This window comes from Massilia cellulosiltytica (genome assembly GCF_047325105.1).
In the GTDB taxonomy this organism is placed as follows: domain Bacteria; phylum Pseudomonadota; class Gammaproteobacteria; order Burkholderiales; family Burkholderiaceae_D; genus Telluria; species Telluria orientalis.
In genome coordinates, this window is sequence record NZ_CP168562.1 from 6,657,728 (window position 1) to 6,675,913 (window position 18,186).

Consider the following 18,186-nt stretch of genomic DNA (forward strand, 5'->3'; position numbering starts at 1 on the left):
TTAGAACCTGATCCAGCTCGAAGGATCGAACGCTTTTCCGAGATGCCTGAGCTCGAAGTATAGCCCCGATTCCTCGTTACCGCCGGTATTGCCGGCACTGGCGATGACGTCGCCCGGCTTGACCGCGTCGCCGGCCTGTTTCACCAGGGTCTGGTTGTTGCCGTAGATCGACAGGTACTCGCCGCCGTGGTTGATGATGATCAGGTTGCCGTAGCCGCGCATCCAGTTGGCGAACACGACACGCCCCGCCGCGATGGCGCGCACGTCGGTCCCTTCCGGCGCCTTGATGAACATGCCGCGCCACGTCGGACCGTCGCCGCGCTTGGCGCCGAAACGGGCCGCGATCTTGCCGGAGATCGGCGCCGGCAGGCGGCCGCGCAGGCTTTCGAATGCGCCGCTCGGCAGGTCGGCGGCCAGTGCGGTGTCGGCCGAACGCTGCGGTGCTTCCGGTTTCGGTGCCGGCTCCTCGGCCACCCGCGTCTCTTCCGGTTCGGGTTTCGGCGGCGGCAACGGTTTGACGGGCTTGCCGGTCTTGGCCGCTTCCTTCGCGGCTTCGCGCGCCAGGCGTTCGCGTTCTTCACGCTGCGCCCTGGCCCGCGCCAGCGCACGTTGTTTCGCCTCGGCGGCCGCTTTCGCGCGCGCGGCGGCCAGTTCCTGTTGGCGCTTGCGCTCGGCCGCGGCGGCAATTTCCTGTTCGCGGATCAGGCGCGTCAGGCGGTCGACGAGGCCGCTCATGCGCTGCTCGTCCTGTTCCAGGCGGCTCGCCTGCTTGCGCTGGTCCGTCAGCTTGCTCGACAGGTTCGCCAGCAAGGCGGCCCGTTTGGCCTTTTCCTTTTCGAGCAGCGTCTTTTGCGACGTCTGCTCTTGTGCAATTTCTTCCAGCTCGTCCCTGGCGTTCTGCGTCTCGGCGTGGTTCGCCTCGACGGCCGCCAGGTTCGTGCGCAGGGAATTCAGTAATTTCGCTTGCGCCTGCGAGACGTAGGCCATCATCTGCAGGTCGCGGTTGATCCGGTTCGGGTTATCGCCGGACAGCAGCAGCTTGATGCGGTCCTCGTTGCCGGCGATATAGTGCTCGCGCAACAGCTTCGCCAGCTGGCGCTTCTGGGCCGCGATGGTGTCGCCAAGTCTCGCCTCTTCGGTCGCGAGATCCTTCAGCCTGGTATTGGTCTCGGCCTGCTCGTCCGCGAGTTCGCGCAGCGAGCGGTTGGCGTCGGAAATCTTTTCTTCCGATTCCGCCAACTCGTCGGCCGCGTCTTCCTTTTCGCTCTCGGTGCGGCTGATGTCCTTCTTGAGCGCATTGAGCTTTTGCTGGATACCGGCGCGCGCCGCCTCGGCGGCGGCCTTCTCCTTGCTGCGCGTGGTCTGGCGCGGCGCCGCCTGCACGCTGCCGAAGGCGAACGCGCAGGCCAGCAGGCCGCATACCAGCTTGCCGCGGGCGGACAGACCCGCGGACGTCGACTTCACGAAGGGAAAACGCAAGACTTACTTCGCCTTCCCTTGGTTGGCCACGGCGGCCATGGCGGCCGCGATCGCTGCCTGGTCGCCCAGGTAGTAGTGGCGGATCGGCTTCAGGTCCGCGTCCAGTTCATACACGAGCGGGGTGCCGTTCGGGATGTTCAGGCCGACGATGTCCGTGTCGCTGATGTTGTCCAGCATCTTGATGACGGCGCGCAGGCTGTTGCCGTGGGCCGAGATCAGGATCTGCTTGCCGGCGCGGATGGCCGGGGCGATTTCCTCGTCCCAGGCCGGCATCACGCGGGCGACGGTGTCCTTCAGGCATTCGGTCAGCGGGATCTGGGCCTTGTCGAGGCCGGCGTAGCGCGGGTCGTTGAAGGACGTGCGCGGATCGTCGGCTTCCAGTGCCGGCGGCGGGGTGTCGTAGCTGCGGCGCCATACGAGCACCTGCTCGTCGCCGAACTTGGCGGCGGTCTCGCCCTTGTCCAGGCCCTGCAGCGCGCCGTAGTGACGCTCGTTCAGGCGCCAGTCGTTCTTGACCGGCAGCCACATCATGTCCATCTCGTCCATGGCCAGCCACAGGGTGCGGATCGCACGTTTCAGGACCGAGGTGTAGGCCAGGTCGAAGGTGAAGCCGGCTTCCTTCAGCAGGCGGCCGGCCAGCTTGGCTTCATTGACCCCTTTTTCGGTCAGGTCGACATCGGTCCAGCCGGTGAAACGGTTCTCGAGGTTCCAGGTGGACTCGCCGTGGCGCATGAATACGATTTTGTACATAGGTGCTTTATAGAAAAAAGTGAGCAGGAAATACCGATCCGACTTCTATTTTATAATGCGATGATTCAGTTCAACCAACGGAACCTTCGTGAAATTCATCATCGACCATTTCATCACTGTCGCGATCGCTCTTCTGTCGGGGGGCGCCCTGCTGTGGTTGTCGCTCGCGCCGCGTGGCCGCGTGGCCTCGCCGCTGCAGGCCACCCAGATGATCAACCGGGGTAAATCCACCGCCGTGATCGATGTCCGCAGCGTCGACGCATTTGCCGCAGGGCACCTGCGCGACGCGAAACACATTCCGCTGGCAGACTTGGGCAATCGTACCGGCGAGCTGGACAAGTCGAAAGTCAAGACCATCGTTGTCGTCGACCAGGACGGCAAACACGCCGGTAAAGCGGCGCGCCTGTTGAAAGCGGCAGGGTTCGAAGATATCTATGGCCTGGAAGGCGGTATCGCGGCCTGGACGGCTGCCGGCCTGCCCCTGATCAAATAATTTGAAAGGAATTGCCATGACAGCCCATGTTGTCCTCTATCACACCGCCAGTTGCCCCTACTGCGTGCGTGCCGAGCGCCTGCTGGAAGCCAAGGGCGTGACCAACATCGAACGCATCCGTGTCGACCTTGATCCGGAACAACGCGCCATCATGATGCAACGCACGGGCCGCCGTACGGTGCCGCAGATCTACGTGGACGATACCCACGTGGGCGGCTTCGACGACCTGTACGCGCTCGACCAGGCAGGACGCCTGGATCCGCTGCTGAACGGCAGCGCAGCCTGAGCCGTGGGCTTGGCAGGGCCCCGGCTAACTATTGAAACCGAATTGGTTTTGATACAATTGCCGGCGCCTTGACAAGTCAAGCACCTCGAATGGCAGGATGTTGCCATTCTTTTTAAAAATTACACGAAAGCGTTCCATGGCTGACGAAAACCTGCAACCCGTATTCCAAATCCAGCGTATTTACCTGAAGGATCTGTCGCTGGAACAACCGAATTCCCCGGCGATCTTCCTGGAGCAGGAAGCCCCGACCATCGAGGTCGCGCTGGACGTCGGCGCCGAAGGCATTGCCGATGGCATCTACGAATCGACCGTCACCATCACCGTGACCGCCAAGGTCAAGGACAAAGTGGCCTTCCTGGCCGAAGGCAAGCAGGCAGGTATCTTCGAAGCCCGTAACATCCCGGCCGAGCAGATGGATCCGCTGCTGGGCATCGGTTGCCCGAACATCATCTATCCGTACCTGCGTGCGAACATCGCCGACGTGATCACCCGTGCCGGCTTCCCGCCGGTCCACCTGGCCGAGATCAACTTCGAAGTGTTCTACCAGCAGCGCCGCCAGGCGCTGGCCGAGCAGGCTGCCGCAGCAGGCACGCCGGCTGGTAACCAGTAATATCCCGGGCGTCCCGCTTCGCCCGTCCCGGGCGGGGCCGGACGCCTTGTTTCTTTGACGCGCACGCCGACGCCCGGCATGCACCGTCTTCAAAGGCCCACATGCGCCCCATCCGCTTCCGCCACCGACTCATTGCAGGCAGCCTGCTGCTGCTGGCATCGTGCGCGGCCGCCGCGTTCGATTTCAAGACGGTCGGCGCGCATGCCGTGATCCTGTACGACGCCCCGTCCACCCGCAGCGGCAAGCTGTACATCGCGCCCAGCGGCATGCCGGTCGAGGTCGTCCTCAGCTACGGCGACTGGGTCAAGGTCAGAGACGCCACCGGCGACATGGCCTGGACCGAAGCGAAGAACCTGTCGGCCAAGCGCAACGTCATCGTACGCGTCGCGTCCGCCAAGGTGCGCTCGGCGCCCGACGAGAATGCGCCCGTCGTGATGACGGCCGAAAAGAACGTCCTGCTCGAGCTCGTCGATCCGGAAGCCGGCAACTGGGTGCGCGTGCGCCACCGCGACGGTACCAGCGGCTACGTCAAGGCGTCCGACATCTGGGGCATCTAGCCCGTCTATCGATACCCATGCACGAACCGAAACCACCCCAAAAGATCACCGTCCTCGGCGCCGGCGCCTGGGGCACGGCGGTGGCGATCGCGCTCGCGGCGCGCCACGACGTCCTGCTGTGGGGACGCAATCCCGCGCAGATGGCGCAAGCCGCCAGCGCGCGCGAAAACACCGAGTACCTGTCCGGCTTCCCGTTCCCGGACGGCCTGGACGTCACGGCCGATTTCGATGCCGCCGTCGCGCATGTCGCGCATGGCGCCGGCGAGGCGCCGCTGCTGATCGCCGCCTGCCCGGTGGCCGGCCTGCGCCCGCTGCTGCAGCAACTGAAGGGCCGCACGATTCCGAACATCGTCTGGCTGTGCAAGGGCTTCGAATACGAGACCGGCCTGCTGCCGCACCAGGTCGTGCGCGACGTGCTGGGCGATGCCGTGCCGGCCGCCGCGCTGTCCGGCCCGTCGTTCGCGCAGGAAGTGGCGCGCGGCCTGCCGTGCGCGCTGACGGTCGCCTCGACCGACAAGGCACTGCGCGAGCGCGTCGTTGCACTCGTCCATGGCGGCAACATGCGCGTGTATTCCTGCGATGACATGGTTGGCGTGGAAGTGGGTGGCGCCGTCAAGAACATCCTCGCCATCGCCACCGGCACGGCCGACGGCCTCGGCCTGGGCCTGAATGCGCGCGCCGCGCTGATCACGCGCGGCCTCGCGGAAATCACCCGCCTCGGCACGGCACTGGGCGGCCATGCAGGCACCTTCATGGGCCTGACGGGGATGGGCGACCTGATCCTGACGTGCACGGGCGACCTGTCGCGCAACCGCCGCGTGGGCCTGGCACTGGCCCAGGGCAAGCCGCTCGACACGATCGTCCGGGAACTCGGCCACGTGGCAGAAGGCGTGCCCTGCGCCAAGGCCGTGCGCGAGCTGGCGGCCAGGCTGGGCGTCGACATGCCGATCACCAATGCGGTGGCCGGCGTGCTGTTCGATGGCGATTCCGCCAGCGACATGGTGACCAGGCTGCTGGCGCGGGATCCGCGCGACGAACTGGCCTGATCCTGGTTTATTGCGCAGGACTACGGTGCCGGCGTGCTCCGCGTCGGCCCGCCCGTGTTATCGCCCGGATGCAGCAGGATGGTCAGCAACGCGACCGCATCCTGGTTGGCGTGGACCGCATGCGGTTCGCCGCCGGCGAGATAAACCATCTCGTTCGGCCGCAGGATCGTCGTGCGGCCGTGGGCCTGGAACGCGATCTCGCCTTCCAGGCACAGCAAGGTCATCTCGCCTTCGACCCAATGTTCCGGCAGCGGTTTTTCCTTCGGTATCACGAGCCGGATCAATTCCATGCGATCCGTCTTGATCAGTGCGATCGAGGTGAAATTCGCGATGTCGTCTTCGCCCCGCTGGAGTGCGATCCGCTCACCCGAGACTGCGTGGTGCAACGCCATGTGTGACTCCCTTTACTCTTCGAATGTCTGCGGCACCCCGCGCAGCCAGGTGACAAGCGCGGTGGCGTCCTTGAACCCCTGCGCGAGCTGCGGCACGAGCTTGTCCGGGGCGTTGATGTCCAGCTTCTCTTCCTTCCAGACGAAATAGCTCTTCAGCTTCAGGTATTCGACCAGCGGATGGTTCGGATCGAATCCCTTCGGCGGGCGTTGCAGCTTGTCTTCCGGCTGCAGGTCGCCATACGCTTCGCGCAGATGTTTATTCTTCAACATTTTGGCGAAACCTGTCGCATCGTTGACGACGTGCTCGCGAATCGCCTTCAGGCGCGCCGCCGGCGGCAGGTATTCGCCCGCACCGTACAGCAGCGTGCCGTCCGCTTCAATGTGGAAGTAATAGGTCGGACCGCCGCCTTCGCTGGGCCGGCGCTTGTTGCCCGGCGCGATGCCGGCCGAGAAATGCGTTTTGTACGGCGTCTTGTCGTGCGAAAAGCGCGTATCGCGCTGGAAGCGGAACATCGCCTTTTTCGGGTCGCAGGCGACGACCTGCTTGTCGAACCGGCCGATCTCCCTGATCAGTTCCGTCAGCACTTCCAGGAATTCGACCCGCAGGATGTCGTAGCGGGGCTTGTTCATGATGAACCACGGCCGGGTGTTGTTCTCTTTGAGTTCGGTAAGGAATTGCGTCAGGTCGCGCAGGTGCATAAGGGGTCCAAAATGAGTCCAAATATTCAGGGAGTCTGGCGCGGACGGCGGCCGACGGTCACGGCGATGGTCGTCTCGCGGTTCTTGCGCATGACCGTCATCTGCGCCTTGCCGCCGGGCGGCAGGTCGGCGATGAGGTTCATCATGTCATTGGTGCTGCCGACTTTCTTGCCTTCCACGGCCAGCAGGATATCGCCCGGACGCATGCCGGCGCGGTCGGCCGGTCCGCCGCGCACGACGCCGGCGATGATGGCGCCACGGTCGCGCGGGAGGCCGAAGCTGTCGGCCAGTTCGGGCGTGATGTCCTGGGATTCGACGCCGATCCAGCCACGCACGACCTGGCCATGCTTGATGATGGAATCGAGCACGGTCTTCGCCGTCGACACGGGAATCGCGAAGCCGATGCCGACCGAACCGCCCGTCTGCGAATAAATGGCCGAGTTGATGCCCAGCAGGTTGCCGCGCGTATCGACGAGCGCGCCGCCCGAGTTGCCGAAGTTGATCGCGGCATCCGTCTGGATGAAGTTCTCGAAGTGGTTGATGTGCAGGTTGTTGCGGCCCAGCGCCGAGATGATGCCGAGGGTGACGGTCTGGCCCACGCCGAACGGATTGCCGATCGCGAGCACGACGTCGCCCACGCGCGCCTGCTCGGGGTCGCCCAGCACGATCACGGGCAATTTATCCGCCTTGATGCGGATGACGGCGAGGTCTGTTTCCGGATCGGTGCCGACGATGCTGGCGGCCGCCTTGCGCCCGTCGGCCAGGCCGACCTCGATCTCGTCGGCGCCTTCCACCACGTGGTAATTGGTCAGGATATAGCCGTCGCCGCTTACGATCACCCCGGAGCCCAGGCTGGCCATCTGTTCCTGCGGCGGCATCTTGTCGCCGAAAAACCGTTTGAAGAACGGATCCTTCAGCAGCGGATGCGTTTCGCGCAACGCCTTGCTGGTGAGAATGTTGACGACGGCCGGCATGGCGCGGCCGGCCGCGTCGCGGTAGCTGGCCGGCGCCGGACCGCCGCCGGGCGCCTGCAGCACGGGCACCACCCCGCCGACCTGGGTCGGCGCGCGCCCCGTCCACGCCGGCCGCAGCGTCGCGATCACGACATAGATGCCGAGGGCGATCGTGACGGTTTGCGCGAACAGCAGCCAGTAGCGGCGCATCGGGGGAACTCCTGTGTTCAGCGCTTCAGCGAATCGCGGATTTCACGGAGCAGCACGACCTCTTCCGATACTGCCACCGCCGCGGCCGCCTCTTTCTCTTCTTCCGCTTTGGTGAACGGCGCACGCATGCGGTTCATCAGGCGCACCATCTGGAAGATGACGAAGGCCAGGATCACGAAGTTCAGCAGGATCGTGAAGAAATTACCGTAGGCGAGCACGGCGCCGGCCTTCTTGGCCTCGGCCAGCGGCAGGCCGTACGCCTGGCCGTTGAGCGGGATGTAGTAGCTGGCGAAATCGAGGCCGCCGAACAGCTTGCCGATCGGGGGCATGATGACGTCCTGCACGAGCGAATCGACGATGCGTCCGAACGCGCCGCCGATGATCACGCCGACCGCCAGGTCGACGACGTTACCCTTCATCGCAAATTTCTTGAACTCTTCCAGCATAGCCATCACGGACCTCCCTTGTGTTTTTTAAAACCTTGTCAGGTTCACAGCGATGATACAGGAAACGTGGGGCAATCCAATCCAGGGAGATATCCATGTGGTCAAGCGGTCCAAGTCAAAAACGGGCGTTTTGGGATGCCGCCTGACACGGCAAACGTTTTTTCTTTAATTTGCAAAACTGTTCACCTATAATCGACTGTTGCAAAAAAGCCTTTTACTGGTTTGCAACGTATTGCATTGCAACATTTCGCATTTGACGAATGGAGTTGGTATGAGTAATGAGAAGCAGGTCGATTCAGGCCGGCGAGGCTTGCTCGTGGCTACATGCGCGGCGGGTGGCGTTGTCGGTGTTTCAACGGCCGGGGTGCTGGTCAGTACGTTGCAGCCCTCGGAACGAGCGAAGGCGGCCGGTGCTCCGGTCGAAGCGGATATTTCCGATGTTAAACCGGGTGAACTGAAAGTCGTGGAATGGCGCGGCAAGCCCGTGTGGATCCTCCGCCGCACTCCCGAAATGTTGGCCAGTTTGCCGAAGAACGACAACCTCGTTGCCGATCCGAATTCCGATAAACCCTATCAATTGCCGGTGCCGGCATACGCGAAGAACGAATTCCGCGCCTACGACAAGCACAAGGAAGTGCTCGTCGTCGTCGGCATCTGCTCCCACCTGGGCTGCTCGCCCTCCGCCCGCTTTACCGAAGGTCCCCAGCCGAACCTGCCGGACGACTGGCACGGCGGCTTCCTCTGCCCCTGCCACGGTTCCACATTCGACCTGTCGGGCCGCGTCTTCAAGAACAAGCCGGCCCCTGCCAACCTCGATGTTCCTCCGTATATGTACCTGTCCGACAACAAGATCTTGATCGGCAAAGACGAGAAAGGCGAGGCATAAGATGGGCGCAGCGTTCAAGGACACCAAACTCCCGGCCGACGCGCCGAAAAGCCACAAGGCCCTCGCCTGGGTCGACGACCGCTTCCCGCTGTCCAAGCTGTGGAACGACCAGTGGGGCCGCTACTACGCCCCGAAGAACTTCAACATCTGGTACCTGTTCGGCTCGCTGGCCATGCTGGTGCTCGTGCTGCAGATCGTCACCGGCATCTTCCTGACCATGCATTACAAGCCGGACGCCAACCTCGCGTTCGGTTCCGTCGAATACATCATGCGCGAAGTCCCGTGGGGCTGGCTCGTGCGCTACATGCACTCGACCGGCGCATCGGCCTTCTTCATCGTCGTCTACCTGCACATGACTCGCGGCCTGCTGTACGGCTCGTACCGCAAGCCGCGCGAGCTGATCTGGCTGTTCGGCTTCGCGATCTTCCTGTGCCTGATGGCCGAGGCGTTCTTCGGCTACCTGCTGCCGTGGGGCCAGATGTCGTACTGGGGCGCCCAGGTGATCGTCAACCTGTTCAGCGCCATCCCGTTCATCGGCCCGGACCTGTCGCTGTGGATCCGCGGCGACTACGTCGTGTCGGACGCCACGCTGAACCGCTTCTTCGCCTTCCACGTGATCGCGATCCCGCTGGTGCTGCTGGGCCTCGTCGCCGCGCACCTGATCGCGCTGCACGAAGTGGGTTCGAACAACCCGGACGGCATCGAGGTCAAGGAAAACCTGGGCCCGGACGGCCACGGCGTCGACACGATCCCCTCGCACCCGTACTACACGACGAAGGACCTGTTCGGCGTATCGGCCTTCCTGCTGATCTACAGCGCCGTCGTGTTCTTCGCGCCTGAGATGGGCGGCTACTTCCTGGAATACAACAACTTCCTGCCCGCCGACTCGCTCAAGACCCCGCCGCACATTGCGCCGACCTGGTACTTCACGCCGTTCTACTCGGTGCTGCGCGCGACGACGTCCGACTTCATGTGGGTCGTGATGGCCGGCATTGCCGCGTACGTCGTGTTCATCTGGCTGCGTTCGCGCCTGTCGTACAAGACCAAGGTCGCGATCACCGTCGTCGCCATCCTGGCCGAGATCGGCATGCTGCCGCAAGTGCTGGACGCGAAATTCTGGGGCGTCGTGCTGTTCGGCTCGGCCGTCGTGATCCTGGCCCTGCTGCCGTGGCTGGACCATTCGCCGGTGAAATCGATCCGCTACCGCCCGGGCTGGCACAAATACGTGTACGCCGTGTTCTTCGTCGCGTTCCTGACGCTCGGCTACCTCGGCACCCAGCTGCCGACCCCGGCCTACACGCTGCTCGCCCAGGCCTGCACGCTGCTGTACTTTAGCTTCTTCCTCCTGATGCCGTGGTGGAGCGCAATGGGCCGGTTCAAGCCGGTACCGAAGCGTGTCACGTTCACCCCGCATTGATTCCGGAAACTAGCCAAAGGACAACCATGATGTTTTTCTCGAAAAAACTGCTCGCGGTCCTGGCCCTGCTGCCGGGATTCGTGTTCGCGAACGAAGGGACGGTCGCGCTCGACCGGGCGCCGGAACGCACCGACATGGCGTCGCTGCAAAACGGCGCCAAGCTGTTCGTCAACTACTGCCTGAACTGCCATTCCGCATCGTCGATGCGCTACAATCGTCTGCGCGATCTGGGTTTGAGCGAAGACCAGATCAAGAACAACTTGCTGTTCTCGGGCGAGAAGGTGGGCGACCTGATGACGATTGCGATGCGTCCTGCGGATGCGAAATCCTGGTTCGGCGCCGTGCCGCCGGACCTGTCGGTGATCACGCGCGCGCGCGCCTCGAGCGCTGGGTCCGGCCCCGACTACATCTACACGTACCTGCGCACTTTCTACAAGGACGACACCCGTCCGACCGGCTGGAACAACCTGGTCGTGCCGAACGTCGCCATGCCGCACGTGCTGTGGCAATTGCAGGGCGTGCGCACGGTCAAGATGGTCGAGGAACCGGATCCGCACGAGCCGGGCAAGACCGTGCACCGCTTCGCCGGCTTCGAGCAGGTGACCCCGGGTACCCTGAGTCAGCAGGAATTCGATACGCAGGTGGCCGACCTGGTCGGATTCATGGACTGGATGGCCGAACCGGCGCGCGATTTTCGCAAGCGCCTGGGCGCGATCGTCGTGATTTTCCTCGCATTATTCGCTTTCCTTGCCTGGTCGTTGAATGCTTCTTATTGGAAAGACGTAAAGTGAGTTGATTGCCCGGTTATAATGCGGGCAATGTCTATTCGGGGTGAGCCGCCTGGCGCTTCACCCCTTTGTTTCTTGAAGGAACTATAAACCATGATGGTTCTCTACTCCGGCACCACGTGCCCGTTCTCCCAGCGCTGCCGTCTGGTCCTGTTCGAAAAGGGCATGGACTTCGAAGTGCGCGACGTGGATTTGTTCAACAAGCCCGAGGACATCTCGACGATGAATCCGTACGGCCAGGTGCCGATCCTGGTCGAGCGCGAACTGATTCTGTACGAATCGAACATCATCAACGAATACATCGACGAGCGCTTTCCGCATCCGCAGCTGATGCCGGCCGACCCGCTCATGCGCGCCCGTGCCCGCCTGATGCTGTTCAACTTCGAGAAGGAACTGTTCGTCCACGTCAACACGCTCGAAAACGAGCGCAACAAGGTGGGCGACAAGAGCCACGACAAGGCGCGCGCCGAAATCCGCGACCGCCTGACGACGCTGGCTCCGCTGTTCCTGAAGAACAAGTACATGCTGGGCGACGAGTTCTCGATGCTGGACGTGGCCATCGCGCCGCTGCTGTGGCGCCTGGATCACTACGGCATCGAACTGTCGAAGACCGCGGCACCGCTGATGAAGTATGCCGAGCGCATCTTCTCGCGTCCGGCCTACATCGAAGCCCTGACCCCGTCCGAAAAGGTGATGCGCCGTTAAGGCGCCACCTCTGTTGCACGCCAGTTTACGCCGCCGCAGGCGAATCGAAGTACACTGGCGTGTAACATCTCGCATCATTCCGATCACACCATGCCCGACATCTCCACCAAGCCGTACCTGCTGCGTGCCATTTACGAATGGTGTACGGACAGCGGCTACACGCCTTACCTGGCCGTCAAGGTCGACGCCACCACCACGGTTCCGATGGAATACGTGAAAAAGGGTGAGATCATCCTGAACATCAGCTACGGCGCGACCTCCGGGCTGAAAATGGACAACGACGCGATTACCTTCCGTGCGCGCTTCAACGGCGTCTCGCGCGAGCTGTACATCCCGGTCCACAACGTACTGGCCATCTACGCCAACGAAAACGGCCAGGGCATGGCCTTCGACGTGTCTACGACGGCCGCCGACCTGCCCCTGCCCGCACCGGAACCGGTAGCCGCCCCGGCTCCCGGCCTGGCTGCCGTCCCGGCCAAGACGTCCGAGGTGTCGCATGTACCCGACGACGATGACGAACCACCCAAAAAAGGTGGACGCCCCACGTTGACCCGGATCAAATAAGGGTATAATTCTGGCCACATTGCCGGCTTAGCTCATCAGGTAGAGCAGTTGATTTGTAATCATCAGGTGGCGGGTTCGAGTCCTGCAGCCGGCACCAAGATTCAGCAGTAAAAACAAAGGGTTACGCGCTCACGCACGTAACCCTTTTGTGTTTTGGCGTTCAGGGAAGCTTATGAACGCTTGCGCCGCAGCAGCCCAAGTGCCCCAATCCCCAGCAGCGCCAGCGACGCCGGCTCCGGCACGCCCGCCGGCGGCGTCACGGCAGCCGTGTCGACGTTCAGGATATCGAATGCCCAGTGCCCATCGCGCTTGTCGCCCGCTGAATCGACGAAGCCGTTGCGGAAGTTCTCATTGGCCGCACCATCGCGCGCGAAACCATCGGCCAGGTTCGAACCGGCGGCGAAGTTGTTGAACTGCTGGACCGTCACCGTGTAGGTCCCTGCCGCCAGCGCATTCTTGTAGTTGACGTCATAGCAGCGGCCCGTCATGAGATCGGCGGCGACGTCGCCGCAGTCCGCATCATCCTGCTCGTAGAGCTTGGCCCCCGTCGCGTCGAACAGCGACAGGATCGGGTCGAAGCCGCCACGGGCGATCGTGTCGCCGCGCGCATTGACGCCACCGGCATACGACCAGCTGCGCAGGGTCACGGTCGACGTGCCGCTCACCGTGAAAGTGAAGCGTTGGACGTCGTTGTCATGGCTGAACGCACCCATGAAAGACAGGTTGGTTGCCTGTGCGGCAGTCGTAATGGCAGCCAGTGCCAACATGCCGGCGAAAGTGCTCAATTTCATTTTGATTCCCAGGTCATTAGACACCGGAAAAGGCAGCAAAAGCTGTGCCACGCAAAAATGCAATTGATTTACATAGGGAATTTATTTTATACGCAGGGAATGTAAAGTTATCCGACATCATTGCGCATCACCGTACAGCGGTGGACACCGTCAAGCTGATCGAACGTGAACCGCACAGGCAGGAACGTCTCGATCACCTGTGCGTTGGTACGCGCATGCATCGACACCTCGTCCAGCGTAAAACAGCCGCCGCCGCCCAGCGCGAGCGGGAGCATCATCTGGTCGGCAAGATATTCATCGAAAGCGGCCCGCGACATCAGGTACCGGCGCGCGCGCTGCACGACCTGGCGCGCCACCTGTTCGGAGGTGACGGACTTTGCGCCGAACGCCGTAAACACCTCCGTCGCGTATTCGTAGTCGAGGGTCAGCATCAAGGCATTGCCCGGCCCCTGATCGGCCGGCAGGGCCCGTATCAGCAACTGGTCCTCGCCCCAGTTCATGGCCCTGCCGACGCATTCCAGTTCGCGCTGCCCGACCCGTCCCGGGATGCCGGCCACGAACGCCTCGGCATATGCGGCCCGGTGCGCGCCGCGCGTCATCCACGTGTGCGGCCGGAGCAGCGCGCATGGATCCACGCGGGCCACGACGATGCCGCCGCCGGCCGGATAAAACCCGAAGCGCTCCAGGTGGATGTCGATGCGGGCGCCCATCTCGGCCAGGCGCGGGCACCAGGCGCGCTGCAGGAATTGCACGGGCGGCGCCATGGGGTTGTGCGTCCCGCCCGCGAGCCGCAGCGTCGACGGTGTATCCGCCTTCAGCAGGGCCGGCAGCACGGTCTGCAGCACCAGGGTGCAACTGCCGGCCGTGCCGATGGCAAATTCGTAGTCGCCGCCATGAACGGGTCCTGGCACGAACGTCAGGTCCTGGCTGCCGAGTGCGGCGCCCGACGCGTCGCCCCCGCTCACCTGCAAGGCCGCCTGCACGGCCACGAGGTGCTGGCGCATCAGGCCGGGCCTGGCGCGGTTCGCGCGGATGTTGCGGATGCGGAAGGGCCGCCCCGTGATCATGGCGAGCGTCAGCGCGCTGCGCAGGATTTGCCCGCCGCCCTCGCCGACCGCGCCATCCAGTTCGATCATGTCATGTCCTTTCAACCCTTCACGCAGACAATCTGCTTAAGGGTGTGCACGACCTCGACGAGGTCGCTCTGTGCTTCCATCACGGCGTCGATGTCCTTGTAGGCCATCGGGATCTCGTCGATCACGCCGGCATCCTTGCGGCATTCGACGCCCTCGGTGGCGCGTACCTGGTCGTCGACCGAGTAGCGGCGCTTGGCCTCGGTACGGCTCATGGTGCGGCCGGCGCCGTGGCTGCAGCTGTGGAAGCTCTCCGGGTTGCCCTTGCCGCGTACGATGTAGCTCCTGGCGCCCATCGATCCCGGAATGATACCCAGCTCGCCCTCGCGCGCCGACACGGCGCCCTTGCGCGTGACCAGCACGTCCTTGCCGAAATGGTGTTCCTTCTGCACGTAGTTGTGGTGGCAGTTCACCGCTTCCACGTGCGTCTCGAACGGCTTCCTGATGACCGTGCGTACGGCCGCGATCAGGTTCTGCATCATCACTTCGCGGTTCATGCGTGCGAACTTCTGCGCCCAGCCGACCGCTTCGACATAGTCGTCGTAGTGTTGCGTGCCTTCCTTCAGATAGGCCAGGTCCTGGTCGGGCAGGTTCGCCAAATGCGTGCGCATGTCCTGCTTGGCCACTTCGATGAAGTGCGAGCCGATCGCATTGCCGACGCCACGCGAGCCGGAGTGCAGCATGAACCATACGAAGCCCTGCTCGTCCAGGCAGATCTCGATGAAGTGGTTGCCGGTGCCGAGCGTCCCCAGGTGCTTGTAGTTGTTCGTGTTCTTCAGCTTGGGCGTCTTCTGGCAGATGACGTCGAATTCATCCTTCAGCGCCATCCACGCCTGGTCGACGGCTTGCGGCGGGGTGTCCCACGACCCCTTGTCGCGTCCCTTGAACGCACGCGTCTTCGGCGACATCCCGTGCGGCACCGAGCGCTCGATGGCGCTGCGCAGCGGGCCCAGGTTGTCGGGCAGGTCGTTCGCGCTCAAGGTCGTCTTGGCGGCCATCATGCCGCAGCCGATGTCGACGCCGACCGCGGCCGGGATCACGGCGCCCAGCGTCGGGATCACGCTGCCGATCGTCGAGCCCTTGCCCAGGTGGACGTCGGGCATCGCCGCCATGTGCTTGTAGATGAACGGCATGCGCGCCGTGTTGGCCAGCTGTTGCCTGGCGCCTTCCTCGACCGGGACGCCGCGCGTCCACATCTTGACCGGACGGCCGCCGTCCACGTCCAGGACATCGTAGTGTTCGGATTTCATCGTTGCTCTCCTCTTCTATTGCAAACGGCGTGCCATTTCCTCGTCGCGTCATGAAGATGGCGCTACATCGCTGATTATCCAGAATATTTATTGTTGGCCGTCGCTACAGCAGGGACGGACTTTCATGATAAGGAAGAACACCGTCGTCATCGGCACCCAGCTCGACAACGGCAAGGGCAGCGCGCGCTGGCAACAATGGCGGCCGACCGTCGCGCTGACGCAGCATGAGGACGTGGTCATCGACCGCCTGGAACTGCTGTACAACGGCGAGCCGACCGCGCTGCTCGACCAGGTCATGCAGGACATCGGCACGGTGCATGCATGAGGGCAGCATGGCACGGTGATTTCACGGCCTGTACCGCCAATGCTGCGTTCTGTCGCAATCGACAGGTTGCCTACGAGGTGTTTGCCTATAGTGATTCCATCAGACCACTATTTGGAGACCCCGAACATGAACAACCTGATCAAGAGCGCCTTCCTCGCCACGACCCTGGCCCTGAGCGCGCATGCCGTGGCCGACGACCTCGTCCGCGAAAACCGCACCGTGGATGCGAACGTATCGAAGGTGCGCCTGGGCGGCGTGATCCGCCTGAACCTGCACCAGGGACCGACGCCGTCGCTCGTGGTGTCCGGCGACCGTCGTTATGTGACGAAGGTGACGACCACGCAGCGCGGCGACACGCTCGTGATCGACATGGAAAACAATACCCATTTCGAAGGCAACAGCAAGAACGAGTTGCGCGCCGATCTCACCGTGCCGAACCTGCGTGAATTCGTGTCGCAGGGCGTTGGATCGAGCGAAGTCTCCGGCTTCAGCGGCGACAAGCTGAAGCTCGCGCTGGACGGCGCCGGTGCCGTGCGCTTCACGGGGCAATATCGCGACGTCGACGCGCGCCTGGGCGGCGTCGGCGGTCTCACGCTGAATCCCGGTCAGGCCGACCGCATCGAACTGCACCTGGGCGGCGCCGGCCATATCACCGTGTCCGGCCAGACCAAGGTCTTGCGTGCGCAACTGGGCGGCGTCGGCGGTCTCGACGCTCAACAATTACGCGCAGAAACCGTCGACCTGGATATGACCGGCCTCGGTGGCGCCAGCGTGTACGCGAAAACGGCGGCCAACGTCAACCTGAGCGGCATGGGCTCGGCCACCGTCTACGGCAAGCCGGCCACGCGCAACGCGACGACGAATGGCTTCGGCAAGGTGAGCTGGCAATAAGTCAGCGGATGACCGTGTCGTTCTTGACGGACTTCACGCCCTTCACGCCACGCGCGATGTCCACGGCTTTCTGGGCGGATTCGCGCGAATCGACGAAGCCGCTCAGTTGCACCGTGCCCTTGAACGTTTCCACCTGTACCTGGGTCGCCTTGACCGTCGGATCGGCGGCAAACGCCGCTTTCACCTTGCCGGTGATCACGGAATCGTCGATGTATTCGCCCGTGCCTTCGCGGGTTGGCGTCGGCGCGCAGGCTGCGAGCGAGACCAGCAGCGAGGTTGCGAGAACTGACTGGGCAATGGCGGACTGAAAACGAGTGAGCTTCATGGCGATTCTCCCGAGTTATCAAGAATTTTATTATTCCGAATTTCGGTGGAGTCTGTCGCCCGCTACTGTTGTGAAAACGGCACTGTCACGTTCAAGGGGCATCGGCCCGCCCCGCCTGCGCCATGAGCGGACCCGTCGGTGGTCTTGCGACGACGCGCTGCAGCGGCAAATCGTGGCCGATGACGAGGCGCACGTCGGCGTGCCCTGTCAGGCCGACCTCGACCGGCTCGCCCGTGCCGACATGCCGGGCCAGGCGTTCCGCCGCCATCCGGAACGCCGGCTGGTACTCGACGCGCGTCTGGCGCACGTCGAATCGTTTTTCATTCGTCAGGCGCACCACTTTCAGTCCTGGATCGCTCAGTTGGCGCGATACGAGCCGCGCGAGGCCCTGGCGGCCGTTGCCGTTACTGATCTCGAGCCTGGCGACCGCTTCCGGCGCGAGCGGCTGGGCGGCCGCACCGTCGACGGGCGCGCTGTGCAGCGCAGCGGCTTTCGCCGGCATGCGGTGTAGTTCGAGGATGCCGTCGTCCCTGCGGATCACTTCGACGGACGCCCATGCCTCGTCGTCGGGGCGCCGGTCGGTCCTGACCGCCTGCTCGATGGCCGGCAGGCGCGTGCCGCCGTTCGCCGTCGCATAATCGGCGCGGAAGTCGTGCTCGCGCAAGGCTTCAGCCTGGCGCAGCATCTGCTGGCCGCGCTCTTCCTGGCCCACCTTGAGCAGCGTCTCGCCCAGGTATTGCCAGGCGCGGTGGTTGAGCGGATCAAGCAGGCAGGCTTTTTCGAGCGCGACCTGGGCCGCGTCAAGGTCGCCGCTGAGCAGGTAGGCATAACCCAGGTTGGAAAACAGGAAAGCGGATGCGGGGCCGGATGCCATGGTGACGTCACGGGTCAGATCGCGCCAGATCGGGATCGCGCGCGCGAAATCGCGCTGCTCGGCGTAAGCGATCGCCAGCCCGTTGCGCGCATTGAGGTGCCTGGCGTCGACGCGCAGCGCGGCCTGGTAGGCGGCGATCGCGTCGCCGTAGCGGCGCGCGAGGTACAGGTTGCGGCCGTGCAGATAACTGTCGTCCGCCGCCGGGGATGCGGGCGAGCCGGCGTACGGCTGCGGCGGTGGACTGCTGCAGGCCAGCAGCAGCACGCCGCTGCACAACAATGGCAGGCTGTAGAGGCGGGTACGCGCGCGCATGACA

The 18,186-nt window shown here is 63.6% G+C and carries 23 protein-coding genes and 1 tRNA gene; 13 read left to right on the plus strand and 11 right to left on the minus strand.

Annotation, left to right across the window (positions count from 1 at the left end; genetic code table 11):
• Both ACEN9H_RS29230 and gpmA read right to left on the minus strand, forming a co-directional pair.
• A complete protein-coding gene (locus ACEN9H_RS29230; RefSeq protein ID WP_371771700.1) occupies nucleotides 1-1,413 on the minus strand; it encodes a murein hydrolase activator EnvC family protein in 1,413 nt (470 codons plus the stop codon).
• 69 nt (nucleotides 1,414-1,482) lie between these two features.
• On the minus strand, nucleotides 1,483-2,229 hold the full coding sequence (gpmA, locus tag ACEN9H_RS29235; RefSeq protein ID WP_056134431.1) for a 2,3-diphosphoglycerate-dependent phosphoglycerate mutase: 747 nt from the start codon (nucleotides 2,227-2,229) through the stop codon (nucleotides 1,483-1,485).
• Between the two features lie 88 nt (nucleotides 2,230-2,317).
• Here gpmA and ACEN9H_RS29240 point away from each other — a divergent pair, with 88 nt between their 5' ends.
• From ACEN9H_RS29240 to ACEN9H_RS29260, 5 genes are all read left to right on the plus strand, one after another.
• Nucleotides 2,318-2,722, plus strand: coding sequence for a rhodanese-like domain-containing protein (locus ACEN9H_RS29240; RefSeq protein WP_413673000.1), 405 nt, complete (start codon nucleotides 2,318-2,320; stop codon nucleotides 2,720-2,722).
• 16 nt (nucleotides 2,723-2,738) lie between these two features.
• On the plus strand, nucleotides 2,739-3,008 hold the full coding sequence (gene grxC, locus ACEN9H_RS29245) for a glutaredoxin 3 (protein WP_371764237.1): 270 nt from the start codon (nucleotides 2,739-2,741) through the stop codon (nucleotides 3,006-3,008).
• Between the two features lie 136 nt (nucleotides 3,009-3,144).
• Nucleotides 3,145-3,618 carry a protein-export chaperone SecB gene (gene secB, locus ACEN9H_RS29250; RefSeq protein WP_056134424.1) on the plus strand — a complete coding sequence of 158 codons (474 nt, stop codon included), beginning with the start codon at nucleotides 3,145-3,147 and terminating at the stop codon, nucleotides 3,616-3,618.
• Nucleotides 3,619-3,719: 101 nt separating this feature from the next.
• Nucleotides 3,720-4,175, plus strand: a complete 456-nt coding sequence (locus ACEN9H_RS29255) for an SH3 domain-containing protein (RefSeq protein ID WP_413673001.1) — start codon at nucleotides 3,720-3,722, stop codon at nucleotides 4,173-4,175.
• Nucleotides 4,176-4,192: 17 nt separating this feature from the next.
• Nucleotides 4,193-5,221: an NAD(P)H-dependent glycerol-3-phosphate dehydrogenase gene (locus ACEN9H_RS29260; RefSeq protein WP_413673002.1), complete on the plus strand. Its 1,029-nt coding sequence runs from the start codon at nucleotides 4,193-4,195 to the stop codon at nucleotides 5,219-5,221.
• 20 nt (nucleotides 5,222-5,241) lie between these two features.
• Here ACEN9H_RS29260 and ACEN9H_RS29265 read toward each other — a convergent pair whose 3' ends face one another.
• Genes ACEN9H_RS29265 through mscL form a run of 4 tightly spaced genes read right to left on the minus strand, consistent with a single transcriptional unit; the run spans nucleotide 5,242 to nucleotide 7,927 of the window.
• Nucleotides 5,242-5,613 (minus strand): cupin domain-containing protein, encoded by a 372-nt coding sequence (locus ACEN9H_RS29265; protein ID WP_413673003.1) that lies wholly within the window; start codon nucleotides 5,611-5,613, stop codon nucleotides 5,242-5,244.
• 12 nt (nucleotides 5,614-5,625) lie between these two features.
• Entirely contained in the window at nucleotides 5,626-6,312 is a 687-nt protein-coding gene (locus ACEN9H_RS29270; protein WP_371771679.1) for a DUF2461 domain-containing protein, read from the minus strand.
• Nucleotides 6,313-6,338: 26 nt separating this feature from the next.
• Nucleotides 6,339-7,475, minus strand: a complete 1,137-nt coding sequence (locus tag ACEN9H_RS29275) for a Do family serine endopeptidase (RefSeq protein ID WP_413673004.1) — start codon at nucleotides 7,473-7,475, stop codon at nucleotides 6,339-6,341.
• A gap of 17 nt (nucleotides 7,476-7,492) precedes the next feature.
• Nucleotides 7,493-7,927, minus strand: a complete 435-nt coding sequence (mscL, locus tag ACEN9H_RS29280) for a large conductance mechanosensitive channel protein MscL (protein WP_056134406.1) — start codon at nucleotides 7,925-7,927, stop codon at nucleotides 7,493-7,495.
• A gap of 265 nt (nucleotides 7,928-8,192) precedes the next feature.
• On the opposite strand from mscL, the gene petA reads away from it, so the two are divergent.
• From petA to ACEN9H_RS29310, 6 genes are all read left to right on the plus strand, one after another.
• The gene (gene petA / locus ACEN9H_RS29285; protein ID WP_413673005.1) at nucleotides 8,193-8,807 is read left to right on the plus strand and encodes a ubiquinol-cytochrome c reductase iron-sulfur subunit; all 615 of its coding nucleotides are present in this window, start codon (nucleotides 8,193-8,195) and stop codon (nucleotides 8,805-8,807) included.
• A gap of 1 nt (nucleotide 8,808) precedes the next feature.
• Nucleotides 8,809-10,224 carry a cytochrome b gene (locus ACEN9H_RS29290; RefSeq protein WP_056134401.1) on the plus strand — a complete coding sequence of 472 codons (1,416 nt, stop codon included), beginning with the start codon at nucleotides 8,809-8,811 and terminating at the stop codon, nucleotides 10,222-10,224.
• Between the two features lie 29 nt (nucleotides 10,225-10,253).
• Nucleotides 10,254-11,015 (plus strand): cytochrome c1, encoded by a 762-nt coding sequence (locus tag ACEN9H_RS29295; protein WP_413675645.1) that lies wholly within the window; start codon nucleotides 10,254-10,256, stop codon nucleotides 11,013-11,015.
• A gap of 90 nt (nucleotides 11,016-11,105) precedes the next feature.
• On the plus strand, nucleotides 11,106-11,717 hold the full coding sequence (locus ACEN9H_RS29300) for a glutathione S-transferase N-terminal domain-containing protein (protein WP_036231132.1): 612 nt from the start codon (nucleotides 11,106-11,108) through the stop codon (nucleotides 11,715-11,717).
• A 90-nt stretch (nucleotides 11,718-11,807) separates the two neighbouring features.
• Nucleotides 11,808-12,281 (plus strand): ClpXP protease specificity-enhancing factor, encoded by a 474-nt coding sequence (locus ACEN9H_RS29305; RefSeq protein ID WP_413673006.1) that lies wholly within the window; start codon nucleotides 11,808-11,810, stop codon nucleotides 12,279-12,281.
• 21 nt (nucleotides 12,282-12,302) lie between these two features.
• Nucleotides 12,303-12,378, plus strand: a tRNA-Thr gene (locus ACEN9H_RS29310).
• A gap of 73 nt (nucleotides 12,379-12,451) precedes the next feature.
• Here ACEN9H_RS29310 and ACEN9H_RS29315 read toward each other — a convergent pair.
• The 3 genes from ACEN9H_RS29315 to ACEN9H_RS29325 all read right to left on the minus strand — a co-directional run bounded on the left by ACEN9H_RS29315 (nucleotide 12,452) and on the right by ACEN9H_RS29325 (nucleotide 15,455).
• The gene (locus tag ACEN9H_RS29315; RefSeq protein ID WP_413673007.1) at nucleotides 12,452-13,072 is read right to left on the minus strand and encodes a DVUA0089 family protein; all 621 of its coding nucleotides are present in this window, start codon (nucleotides 13,070-13,072) and stop codon (nucleotides 12,452-12,454) included.
• A gap of 107 nt (nucleotides 13,073-13,179) precedes the next feature.
• Nucleotides 13,180-14,208 (minus strand): RNA 3'-terminal phosphate cyclase, encoded by a 1,029-nt coding sequence (gene rtcA / locus ACEN9H_RS29320; RefSeq protein WP_413673008.1) that lies wholly within the window; start codon nucleotides 14,206-14,208, stop codon nucleotides 13,180-13,182.
• Between the two features lie 11 nt (nucleotides 14,209-14,219).
• Nucleotides 14,220-15,455 carry an RtcB family protein gene (locus ACEN9H_RS29325; RefSeq protein WP_413673009.1) on the minus strand — a complete coding sequence of 412 codons (1,236 nt, stop codon included), beginning with the start codon at nucleotides 15,453-15,455 and terminating at the stop codon, nucleotides 14,220-14,222.
• Between the two features lie 124 nt (nucleotides 15,456-15,579).
• Here ACEN9H_RS29325 and ACEN9H_RS29330 point away from each other — a divergent pair, with 124 nt between their 5' ends.
• Nucleotides 15,580-15,780 (plus strand): RNA repair transcriptional activator RtcR family protein, encoded by a 201-nt coding sequence (locus tag ACEN9H_RS29330; RefSeq protein WP_413673010.1) that lies wholly within the window; start codon nucleotides 15,580-15,582, stop codon nucleotides 15,778-15,780.
• Nucleotides 15,781-15,906: 126 nt separating this feature from the next.
• Entirely contained in the window at nucleotides 15,907-16,671 is a 765-nt protein-coding gene (locus tag ACEN9H_RS29335) for a head GIN domain-containing protein (RefSeq protein ID WP_413673011.1), read from the plus strand.
• Nucleotide 16,672: 1 nt separating this feature from the next.
• Here the strand turns inward: ACEN9H_RS29335 and ACEN9H_RS29340 are convergent, their stop codons facing one another.
• Together ACEN9H_RS29340 and ACEN9H_RS29345 are read right to left on the minus strand one after the other, a co-directional pair.
• Nucleotides 16,673-16,996, minus strand: a complete 324-nt coding sequence (locus ACEN9H_RS29340) for a BON domain-containing protein (protein WP_371764225.1) — start codon at nucleotides 16,994-16,996, stop codon at nucleotides 16,673-16,675.
• Between the two features lie 91 nt (nucleotides 16,997-17,087).
• Nucleotides 17,088-18,182 carry a LytR C-terminal domain-containing protein gene (locus ACEN9H_RS29345; protein WP_413673012.1) on the minus strand — a complete coding sequence of 365 codons (1,095 nt, stop codon included), beginning with the start codon at nucleotides 18,180-18,182 and terminating at the stop codon, nucleotides 17,088-17,090.
• Nucleotides 18,183-18,186: the final 4 nt, after the last annotated feature.

Bases quoted from the DNA above. Each gene is read 5' to 3' on its own strand.
- gpmA (WP_056134431.1), bottom strand. From the start codon at position 2,229: ATGTACAAAATCGTATTCATGCGCCACGGCGAGTCCACCTGGAACCTC.
- grxC (WP_371764237.1), top strand. From the start codon at position 2,739: ATGACAGCCCATGTTGTCCTCTATCACACCGCCAGTTGCCCCTACTGC.
- secB (WP_056134424.1), top strand. From the start codon at position 3,145: ATGGCTGACGAAAACCTGCAACCCGTATTCCAAATCCAGCGTATTTAC.
- ACEN9H_RS29255 (WP_413673001.1), top strand. From the start codon at position 3,720: ATGCGCCCCATCCGCTTCCGCCACCGACTCATTGCAGGCAGCCTGCTG.
- ACEN9H_RS29260 (WP_413673002.1), top strand. From the start codon at position 4,193: ATGCACGAACCGAAACCACCCCAAAAGATCACCGTCCTCGGCGCCGGC.
- ACEN9H_RS29265 (WP_413673003.1), bottom strand. From the start codon at position 5,613: ATGGCGTTGCACCACGCAGTCTCGGGTGAGCGGATCGCACTCCAGCGG.
- ACEN9H_RS29270 (WP_371771679.1), bottom strand. From the start codon at position 6,312: ATGCACCTGCGCGACCTGACGCAATTCCTTACCGAACTCAAAGAGAAC.
- ACEN9H_RS29275 (WP_413673004.1), bottom strand. From the start codon at position 7,475: ATGCGCCGCTACTGGCTGCTGTTCGCGCAAACCGTCACGATCGCCCTC.
- mscL (WP_056134406.1), bottom strand. From the start codon at position 7,927: ATGGCTATGCTGGAAGAGTTCAAGAAATTTGCGATGAAGGGTAACGTC.
- petA (WP_413673005.1), top strand. From the start codon at position 8,193: ATGAGTAATGAGAAGCAGGTCGATTCAGGCCGGCGAGGCTTGCTCGTG.
- ACEN9H_RS29290 (WP_056134401.1), top strand. From the start codon at position 8,809: ATGGGCGCAGCGTTCAAGGACACCAAACTCCCGGCCGACGCGCCGAAA.
- ACEN9H_RS29295 (WP_413675645.1), top strand. From the start codon at position 10,254: ATGTTTTTCTCGAAAAAACTGCTCGCGGTCCTGGCCCTGCTGCCGGGA.
- ACEN9H_RS29300 (WP_036231132.1), top strand. From the start codon at position 11,106: ATGATGGTTCTCTACTCCGGCACCACGTGCCCGTTCTCCCAGCGCTGC.
- ACEN9H_RS29305 (WP_413673006.1), top strand. From the start codon at position 11,808: ATGCCCGACATCTCCACCAAGCCGTACCTGCTGCGTGCCATTTACGAA.
- ACEN9H_RS29315 (WP_413673007.1), bottom strand. From the start codon at position 13,072: ATGAAATTGAGCACTTTCGCCGGCATGTTGGCACTGGCTGCCATTACG.
- rtcA (WP_413673008.1), bottom strand. From the start codon at position 14,208: ATGATCGAACTGGATGGCGCGGTCGGCGAGGGCGGCGGGCAAATCCTG.
- ACEN9H_RS29325 (WP_413673009.1), bottom strand. From the start codon at position 15,455: ATGAAATCCGAACACTACGATGTCCTGGACGTGGACGGCGGCCGTCCG.
- ACEN9H_RS29330 (WP_413673010.1), top strand. From the start codon at position 15,580: ATGATAAGGAAGAACACCGTCGTCATCGGCACCCAGCTCGACAACGGC.
- ACEN9H_RS29335 (WP_413673011.1), top strand. From the start codon at position 15,907: ATGAACAACCTGATCAAGAGCGCCTTCCTCGCCACGACCCTGGCCCTG.
- ACEN9H_RS29340 (WP_371764225.1), bottom strand. From the start codon at position 16,996: ATGAAGCTCACTCGTTTTCAGTCCGCCATTGCCCAGTCAGTTCTCGCA.
- ACEN9H_RS29345 (WP_413673012.1), bottom strand. From the start codon at position 18,182: ATGCGCGCGCGTACCCGCCTCTACAGCCTGCCATTGTTGTGCAGCGGC.